Consider the following 7,843-nt stretch of genomic DNA (forward strand, 5'->3'; position numbering starts at 1 on the left):
GCAAACTGCCATGCCGCCATCACCTTTTATGAATGTAACCGCAAGCCATGGAAACACCAACATAATTACTGCTGTCGCTAACATCCAAGGTATAATTTTTTTCATGTAATCCACCCCCTTGAGCATATATCGATTTATCTATTTGCATAATCAATCAAAATCTTCTTACAACTACTACAACGATAAGCTTCACAATGAGGGATTCCTCCTGAACCTTTACTCAATTCCAGATCGTCCGATTTTTTAATACGAAAAACTTTTGTCAGATTATCAACTGCAAAAGTAATGTCTCGTGAACTCATTAGGTATCCTCTAATCATTTCATCACCACAATATGGACATTTCATGCAGATTCACCTCCTATAAATTCTGATTTTTCGTTCTCTGCGACTTCCTAATAAACGGGAAGTTATGGCTTTAACTTTTTCCAAATAATCAGCTTTAGGATAATACATACGACCACCACAACGACCACCATGGCACCATCCAACAGTAACTCTGTGTACCACGGTGCAGACTGCATGACATATAAATTCGGATAAGTTTTAAAGTGCCAGAACTTATAAATTCCGTACCCAATGAAAACTCCTATGAATGAACCAATAACGATGTTTAAAAAACAATTCAATTTTCTCAGCATGGCAGTGCACCTCTTTCCAAATTCCGATTTCTCAGTTTCAAAAACTGGAAGTTGACTATCAACTGATAATCAAAAATATCATTCCTAAAATTGCAAATCCTTCACAGATCGCAACTATCTTAAAATTTTTTGAACTCATTTTCCCATTTTTATACTCATCGTGGCACAAATAAATTGTAAGTGCTGCAAACACAATCGTCATTATCCTAATAGTTGGCATCATTTTTGTCACCTCCATAAAATCCGATTTTTCATTCACTGTGACTTCTCGATAAACTTGAATTTTCAAATTAGTCTTTGCAAATAACCTTTGAACCTTCACCGTCAATTACAATTCCCTGACGGTTGTTAATTGGGCATATATTCAAATCCGAAAACTCAGTCATTATTTTCTCGGTAACTTTCTTAAATGGTGCTGTAAGATAATGCGGAAGAACATAGAAATCAATCAAATCAAGCCCTGCATCATCTTCTTGTGAGTAGTCCTCCGGCTTTTCATCCATTTGCTGGATATATTGGATGCTTGGAGCGCATATAATTGCGCCTGCCGACTCGCCGATCATCAATTTTCCATTTGCCAATTCCTTTTTCAGCAGCCCATCAGTTCCAGTTTTACGGAGCCGGTCCATAAGAAAAAAAGAATTTCCGCCGGTAAAATATATCACATCTGCATCTTCAAAAACAGACTGTATCGTTGAATAAGCCTCCGTTGAAATATCAATTTCAGTTACGATTGCTCCCAACTTTTTGAATAATTTTCGAGCCGAGCCGACATAACCGGTGTAGCCTTCACGCAGCGAAGCTGTTGGAATAAATGCGACTTTCTTATTTTCAATTTCTTCCTTTATCAGACTTCCTACACTTGAAAAATGCGAACATAAAAATAGTTTCATCAATATTCTCCTTTATAAATTCCGATTTCTCAGTTTCAAAAACTGGAATTTTACGCTTTCTTAATTGGATGTCTAATTACAGTTTTCCATTTTTCTGGGGCAACCTTTCTTGCATCAGACATATAAATCTCGTGGTGCAACCTATCTTTGTTAATATCATTAACATATCCATTTTGTTCTAAATAAGTATCCATAAGCGCAACAGTTGCTGGCTCATTATCAAAAGAACCTATATGCATAATTTGAACACATAATCCCTCATTAATCGTAAGATACTCTGCTGACGAACAATCAAGTTTCTTCTTTTTCGTTGCTGTTTCTACCGCCCAGTCAAAATCAGCTTTAGAAATGAAATCAGGCAAACGGATAACAGAAATCCAGCTGAAAGCAGACTTATTTGTATAATCTACACTCTCGACATCATCCTGCCACCAAAAACCTTCCAATGGCGGAACAATATATTCAAAAAATCCTTCAATTTTATAATCAGTCTTGTAACTCATTTTTAATGTGTATGCAACAGCATATAGAACACTGATTGCTTGTTGATATGCTCCGCCTTCTTCATTTGGATTGCCTTTTCCTCTAACTGCAATATAATTTGCCTTAGGTACATTTACAATCTCTGGTTTGTTCTTCGGCATATAGAATTCTTTATACTCTTTTTTAAAATCAAAAGCCATAATAACCTCCAAAATTCCGATTTGTCTACTTACTATCATATTTTAATGTTGGCTTCAAAATTGATTAATGGAGTTCATCCTAACCCAAAACTGACCATCCATAACCAAAAACTAACCAAGCACTAACCATAAAAATCTTTTTTCTGTTTTACGGTGTGATAATATTATCATAGACAAATGAGACATAAAACACAACAACAATCTCTCATTTGTTTTTCTTTTGCAAAAGAATATGGATTCAAAATATAGCGTCAGCTCATTGCCGTACCGGTGATGAGTATGGCGCTTTTTTGTTGTCCAAAACCAGATGACGATCTGAAATGTAAAGAACAGGAGGAAAGTATATGGGCTATGCCTACGATCATGATTGTCCATTTGAGGCATTTATCACGAACCTTGGAAAATACAACGAGGGTGCGCTGGTCGGTGAATGGGTAAAGTTCCTGACAACAGCAGAAGAACTGCAAAAAGTATTTGAACGGATCGGGATCGGCTCCAAAGATGATTTCGGCCATCCATATGAAGAATGGTTCATCACCGACTATAGGATAATGAATGATGCTACATGAGAAAGAGCAATGCACTGCCAGATTTTCAGAAATAGTGTAGAACCAGTCTTTTTCGTAACATTTTAGTCAGATATTACAGAATTTAAAATACATAAAATAAAAATAATAACAATTACTGTTATTGACAAAATAGAAAGTATCATGTATAATACAGACATACATAAAAAAGCAACAAAATACTGAAAAATTCAGTAGGAATCTATTAACAAAATGAATCAACATTGAAAAGGAGAAAATAACTATGAAAAAATATGAATGTGAACCATGTGGCTATATTTATGATCCGGCAGTAGGCGATCCAGACGGAGGTATCGCTCCAGGAACTGCATTTGAGGATATTCCAGATGACTGGGTATGCCCGATCTGTGGATTAGGAAAAGATGTTTTTGTTCCTGTAGAAGACTAAGCAGAAAATGCAGGTGTGAAACTGACAGACACAAAAAAATCCCAAGAGAACATATAAAAAGAAATGGAGACCAGATTATGACTTACGATTTAAATATTACCTTTGATGACAATTTAGTAACAGGAAATGAAACAATTGATACCCAGCATAAAGAATTGATCGACCGTATCCAGAACTTTGTAACTGCCTGTCAAAATGGCGACAGCAAAGTAAAAGCAATCAAAATGCTGGATTATCTGGATGAATATACTGACTTTCATTTCAAAGAAGAGGAAAAGCTTCAGGAAAAATCCGGTTATCCAGAGCGTGAAAACCATCATGAAAAACATGAAGAGTTTAAAAAGACAATTCAGGAACTGCATGAATACCTTCAGGATTATGAAGGACCAACTGATCGGTTCAGTGAACTTGTACAGAAGAATGTGATTGACTGGCTGTTTGGACACATTAAAACATATGACCGCTCTGTAGCAGAATTTATCTTTATGAGAGAAAATCCAAAACGATACTAAAATAAAACAGGGAAGGTGTTCCCTCAGAGAATTCAGACAAAAGGGTGAATATTCCTATGATGGATAACCTTAGAGAATACTGTGTCAATGCTAAGAAGATTACAAATAAACAAGAACCCTATTTCACAGGCCCACTTGGGAAAAAGATGTAAGGATAATGGTGTCTATATCTGTACAGACTCATTACTCATTTATTGATGGAATTCATATTGGTGAGTTTGTAGATTCATTAGAAAAATATTTTGCAAGTTTTTAACAATCAATTTTCAGTTTGTTGAACTGAATCCGAAAAACATTAGGGCGCAGAGGAGATAAAATCTTTTGTGTCCTTCCTTTTTACACAAAAGAAAAAAGTGATGTCGCTTCAACAGCAGATTGGTGATCTCCAAAATAAAATTAGTATTCTTGAGAAACAATATCTTGCAGCTGAACAGTATAAAGATTCTCTCAGGCAGGAAGCATACACGGTTCATTTATATGCTTCTCTCTCGCTGGAGGAGGCAAAAAAACACCCATAAAAGATAAGCAGTCTCAAATCATCCGTTACAGTGAACATATCCTCGAGTTACTTGATAATGAAAAATTTTAGTGCGGCAGCAATGTCTCACTATTTTATGTGATATCATCACCGAAATGTTATTTTAGATTGGCTATACTATAATCAAGCAAAGGAAAGGAGCTGGCAATATGGCAGTTATCAATATTAATAGAAATCAATTTGAAGAAATGGTGCATAGCGGAAAGACTGTTCTGGTGGAGTTTTCAGCCCCTTGGTGCGTATATTGCCGCCGTCTGGCTCCATCATTGGAAAGCGTTGCTGAGGAATATAAGGATACACTGGTATTCACTGCTGTCAACATTGATGATGAACCGGAATTGGCTGAGACCGAGGCTATTGAAGTTGTCCCTACTCTGCTGATCTATCATAGCGGACAGACTCTTGGCTCTATCGTCGCTCCAGAATCCAGAGCGCAGCTGGTGGCTTTTATTGAGGAAACCTTACAGCACCGGACTCAGGAAGTAAATAATGCGCAGCATATCTATGACATGATCGTTGTAGGTGGCGGTCCCGGCGGGTATACCGCAGCCCTTTATGCTGCAAGAGCAGGAATGGACACCGTGGTTTTAGAAAAGCTGTCTGCCGGTGGGCAGATGGCTCTGACCGAGCAAATCGACAACTATCCCGGCTTCGAGGATGGCATCGACGGTTTCTCCCTGGGAGAAAAAATGAAGCGAGGAACGGAGCGGTTTGGCGTGGAAACCAAGCTGACTGAAGTGCTGTCTCTGGAACTGTCAGGTTCTGTAAAGAAAGCTGTGACCAGCGAAGGCGCTATGTACGCAAAATCCATCGTATTGGCTACAGGAGCCGGTCCCAGAGAGCTGGGTGTTGATGGGGAACAGGCGTTAATCGGTAAAGGTGTCCATTACTGTGCAGCCTGTGACGGAATGTTCTATCGGAACAAAACGGTTGTCATTGCAGGAGGTGGCAATACCGCTGCGGCGGATGCGCTGATTCTCTCCCGTATCTGCAAAAAGGTCATCGTCGTTCACCGCAGAGACACCCTAAAAGCAACAAAGATCTACCATGAACCTTTGATGAAAACAGAAAATGTAGAATTTCTCTGGGACAGTAAGATTATAGCCCTGTTCCATAACGAAAAGCTGACCGGTATCCAGATTAGGAACGTGAAAACTGGAGAAGAAAGTACCCTTGCTTGCGATGGTGTATTTGTAAGCGTGGGAAGAAAGCCTTCCACCGAATTGATGAAAGATCAGATTGAGATTGATCCGGCTGGATACATTATTGCAGATGAGAGTACCCGCACCAACATCCCCGGTGTGTTCGCCGTTGGGGATGTCCGCACAAAGGCATTACGGCAGGTCGTAACTGCTGTAGCCGATGGGGCAACTGCTGTTCACTATGCAGAGGAATATTTAGCAGGAGAAATGTGAGATGAAAGAAAAAATTAAAAAATGGCTGAAGCCAGTTCTTTTCTGGCGCTCCCGATACGGCTTCGGTGTAATAATGGACAGCCCGTGTTCCAGGCAAACCATATCACTGAGTCTTTGCACCGCCAGACCGGAAAGAAAGAAGTTTTTGAATTTCCGTGTGGCATCCAGCGAGGTCGAATTATAAATGATATTGTCGCAATTCCAAGAACGCAAAAGTAAAAAAAAGTAGTAGTAATATGATTGATATAGAAGCTTATATCATCATAGTGAAACGACCTTTCAAAAAATAGTTGATTTTGAGAGGTCGTTTTTGTTATGTCTGATTGCCGGTACAGGAAATTTACATGGATAAAATTAATTCTGTTGAGGTAAAATTGAGGTTGGCTTTGTATTGTATAGACATAAGAGGAAAAAAAGTCAGGTGATGTGCGATGGGAAAACGTAAGATATGTAAAATTGTTTTTGTTATACTGTCAATTTTTTTATGTGTGGCTTTTTATGAATTATTTGGAATCTGTATTGCATATAAAAAACAGCCGGAAGTGTCTAATACCATCAAAAAAGAAACACAAAATGATTCGTGGAACGAACGCAGCGAGAATATGGAACGAGCAGTGATCATAGAAAAAAATCCAGAAGCACTTTTACAAAGAGTGCGTTTGATCCGAAATGCAAAAGAAGACATTATTCTTTCTACTTTTGCATTTCAATCAGATGAAAGTGGAAAATTGATCTTAGGAGCACTGCATGATGCGGCAGACAGAGGTGTGCATGTTCGCCTGTTAGTAGATGGAATGGAGAGCTGGGTTGATATGGAAGGCAATCCGTATTTCTATGGATTATCTTCCCATGAGAATGTTGAAATTAAACTGTATAATAAGGCCAATCCGTTGAAACCATGGAAGATGATGGGGAGAATGCATGATAAATATTTGATTGCAGATGGTAAGAGATATATTCTTGGAGGAAGAAATACATACAATTATTTCCTGGGTGATTTTCTGGGACATAAGAACTATGACAGAGACGTGTTAGTGGTTTGCGATGAACCTGAGAAAGAAAATTCAGTTAACCAGTTGTCAGAGTATTTTGAAACCATATGGAATCAGGAAGACAGTGGTTATTTTCATAACAATAAAAAACTGGCAAATAGAAAATCTGTAAAGAACGCAGTTTTAGAGCTGCAGAACAGCTATCAGAAATATTTTGAAGAGAATAAGGAAAGAATCTGCGAGACCGATTATACGGACGAAACTTTTGAGACAGAAAAGATTACATTAGTGTCAAATCCTATTCACACAGGTTCCAAAGAACCAGTAGTGTGGTATCAGTTGGGAGAATTGATGAAAAATGCAAAAAATCGTGTGAAGATCCACACGCCATATATTATCTGTAATGATATGATGTATAATACATGGGAGGAGATTGCAGAGAACGTTTCAGATTTTTCTATCATGACAAATTCAGTTGCGAATAATGGGAATCCATTTGGGTCTGCCGATTATGCGAAAAACAGAAATAGAATCTTAAGTACAGGAATTAATATCTGGGAATATGAAGGCGGTTATTCATACCACGGAAAAAGTATTCTGATTGACGATGATCTGTCTGTAATCGGTTCCTTTAATATGGACATGAGAAGTGCATATCTGGATACGGAACTGATGCTTGTAATACGCAGTAAAGATATTAATAAACAGTTGGAAGAGGGCATGATGGAATATGAAAAAGTGTCCCGCCAGATATTAGAAGACGGAACTTATAATGATCCATATCATGTAGAGCCAATCGAATTAACAAAGAAACGTCAGAGAAAAATATTTTTGGTACAGCATCTGCTTGGATGGGCAAGGTATCTGTTTTAATAAGGAGGAAGGAAAACGTGTTTCAAATATTGATTGTAGAAGATGATAAAGAATTAAGCCAGCTATTCCAAAAAGTGCTTGAGAAGAATGGATATCAAGTCAAAAGTGCATCGGATGGAGCACAGGCATTAGAAGTATTGGATAAGGAATATATTGATCTGATCATTTCTGATATTATGATGCCGGTTATGGATGGCTATGAACTGGTGTCAGAACTTCGTTCAGCAGGATATCAGATACCAGTGCTTATGATCACTGCGAAAGGTTCCTTTGATGATATGCGCCAGGGATTTCTTTCGGGAAGTGACGATTATATGGTAAA

At 38.2% G+C, this 7,843-nt stretch carries 11 protein-coding genes and 1 pseudogene; 8 read left to right on the plus strand and 4 right to left on the minus strand.

Annotated elements, in window-relative coordinates:
- Positions 1-134: 134 nt before the first annotated feature.
- From WMO62_RS15300 to WMO62_RS15315, 4 genes are all read right to left on the minus strand, one after another.
- A complete protein-coding gene (locus WMO62_RS15300; protein WP_055157826.1) occupies positions 135-347 on the minus strand; it encodes a PF20097 family protein in 213 nt (70 codons plus the stop codon).
- A 351-nt stretch (positions 348-698) separates the two neighbouring features.
- Positions 699-863, minus strand: a complete 165-nt coding sequence (locus WMO62_RS15305) for a hypothetical protein (RefSeq protein WP_349145221.1) — start codon at positions 861-863, stop codon at positions 699-701.
- Positions 864-930: 67 nt separating this feature from the next.
- Positions 931-1,533: a Type 1 glutamine amidotransferase-like domain-containing protein gene (locus tag WMO62_RS15310; protein WP_349145222.1), complete on the minus strand. Its 603-nt coding sequence runs from the start codon at positions 1,531-1,533 to the stop codon at positions 931-933.
- 50 nt (positions 1,534-1,583) lie between these two features.
- On the minus strand, positions 1,584-2,216 hold the full coding sequence (locus tag WMO62_RS15315) for a GyrI-like domain-containing protein (protein ID WP_349145223.1): 633 nt from the start codon (positions 2,214-2,216) through the stop codon (positions 1,584-1,586).
- Positions 2,217-2,560: 344 nt separating this feature from the next.
- Between WMO62_RS15315 and WMO62_RS15320 the strand changes: the two genes are divergently transcribed.
- The 8 genes and pseudogenes from WMO62_RS15320 to WMO62_RS15355 all read left to right on the plus strand — a co-directional run.
- Positions 2,561-2,785 carry an antirestriction protein ArdA gene (locus WMO62_RS15320; RefSeq protein ID WP_435390512.1) on the plus strand — a complete coding sequence of 75 codons (225 nt, stop codon included), beginning with the start codon at positions 2,561-2,563 and terminating at the stop codon, positions 2,783-2,785.
- Between the two features lie 241 nt (positions 2,786-3,026).
- On the plus strand, positions 3,027-3,191 hold the full coding sequence (gene rd / locus WMO62_RS15325; protein WP_005608410.1) for a rubredoxin: 165 nt from the start codon (positions 3,027-3,029) through the stop codon (positions 3,189-3,191).
- A 77-nt stretch (positions 3,192-3,268) separates the two neighbouring features.
- Complete coding sequence (locus WMO62_RS15330) at positions 3,269-3,703, plus strand: bacteriohemerythrin (protein ID WP_118579835.1); 435 nt, start codon at positions 3,269-3,271, stop codon at positions 3,701-3,703.
- Positions 3,704-4,390: 687 nt separating this feature from the next.
- A pseudogene (locus WMO62_RS15335) lies at positions 4,391-4,684 on the plus strand (thioredoxin family protein); the annotation flags it as partial.
- Between the two features lie 66 nt (positions 4,685-4,750).
- The gene (trxB, locus tag WMO62_RS15340; protein WP_349145225.1) at positions 4,751-5,656 is read left to right on the plus strand and encodes a thioredoxin-disulfide reductase; all 906 of its coding nucleotides are present in this window, start codon (positions 4,751-4,753) and stop codon (positions 5,654-5,656) included.
- 1 nt (position 5,657) lies between these two features.
- Positions 5,658-5,840 carry a hypothetical protein gene (locus WMO62_RS15940; RefSeq protein WP_435390513.1) on the plus strand — a complete coding sequence of 61 codons (183 nt, stop codon included), beginning with the start codon at positions 5,658-5,660 and terminating at the stop codon, positions 5,838-5,840.
- A 247-nt stretch (positions 5,841-6,087) separates the two neighbouring features.
- On the plus strand, positions 6,088-7,521 hold the full coding sequence (locus tag WMO62_RS15350) for a phospholipase D family protein (protein WP_349145224.1): 1,434 nt from the start codon (positions 6,088-6,090) through the stop codon (positions 7,519-7,521).
- A partial coding sequence (locus WMO62_RS15355) for a response regulator transcription factor (RefSeq protein WP_147356728.1) occupies positions 7,500-7,843 on the plus strand: 344 nt, incomplete at its 3' end. The genes WMO62_RS15350 and WMO62_RS15355, both read left to right, overlap by 22 nt.

It is taken from the genome of Hominiventricola aquisgranensis (assembly GCF_040096225.1).
Taxonomy (GTDB): domain Bacteria; phylum Bacillota; class Clostridia; order Lachnospirales; family Lachnospiraceae; genus Hominiventricola; species Hominiventricola aquisgranensis.

What these genes read in the sequence shown, in the direction of transcription:
- WMO62_RS15330 (WP_118579835.1), top strand. Translation starts at nt 3,269, where the DNA reads ATGACTTACGATTTAAATATTACCTTTGATGACAATTTAGTAACAGGA.
- WMO62_RS15315 (WP_349145223.1), bottom strand. Translation starts at nt 2,216, where the DNA reads ATGGCTTTTGATTTTAAAAAAGAGTATAAAGAATTCTATATGCCGAAG.
- WMO62_RS15305 (WP_349145221.1), bottom strand. Translation starts at nt 863, where the DNA reads ATGATGCCAACTATTAGGATAATGACGATTGTGTTTGCAGCACTTACA.
- rd (WP_005608410.1), top strand. Translation starts at nt 3,027, where the DNA reads ATGAAAAAATATGAATGTGAACCATGTGGCTATATTTATGATCCGGCA.
- WMO62_RS15350 (WP_349145224.1), top strand. Translation starts at nt 6,088, where the DNA reads ATGGGAAAACGTAAGATATGTAAAATTGTTTTTGTTATACTGTCAATT.
- WMO62_RS15300 (WP_055157826.1), bottom strand. Translation starts at nt 347, where the DNA reads ATGAAATGTCCATATTGTGGTGATGAAATGATTAGAGGATACCTAATG.
- WMO62_RS15320 (WP_435390512.1), top strand. Translation starts at nt 2,561, where the DNA reads ATGGGCTATGCCTACGATCATGATTGTCCATTTGAGGCATTTATCACG.
- WMO62_RS15310 (WP_349145222.1), bottom strand. Translation starts at nt 1,533, where the DNA reads ATGAAACTATTTTTATGTTCGCATTTTTCAAGTGTAGGAAGTCTGATA.
- trxB (WP_349145225.1), top strand. Translation starts at nt 4,751, where the DNA reads ATGATCGTTGTAGGTGGCGGTCCCGGCGGGTATACCGCAGCCCTTTAT.
- WMO62_RS15940 (WP_435390513.1), top strand. Translation starts at nt 5,658, where the DNA reads ATGAAAGAAAAAATTAAAAAATGGCTGAAGCCAGTTCTTTTCTGGCGC.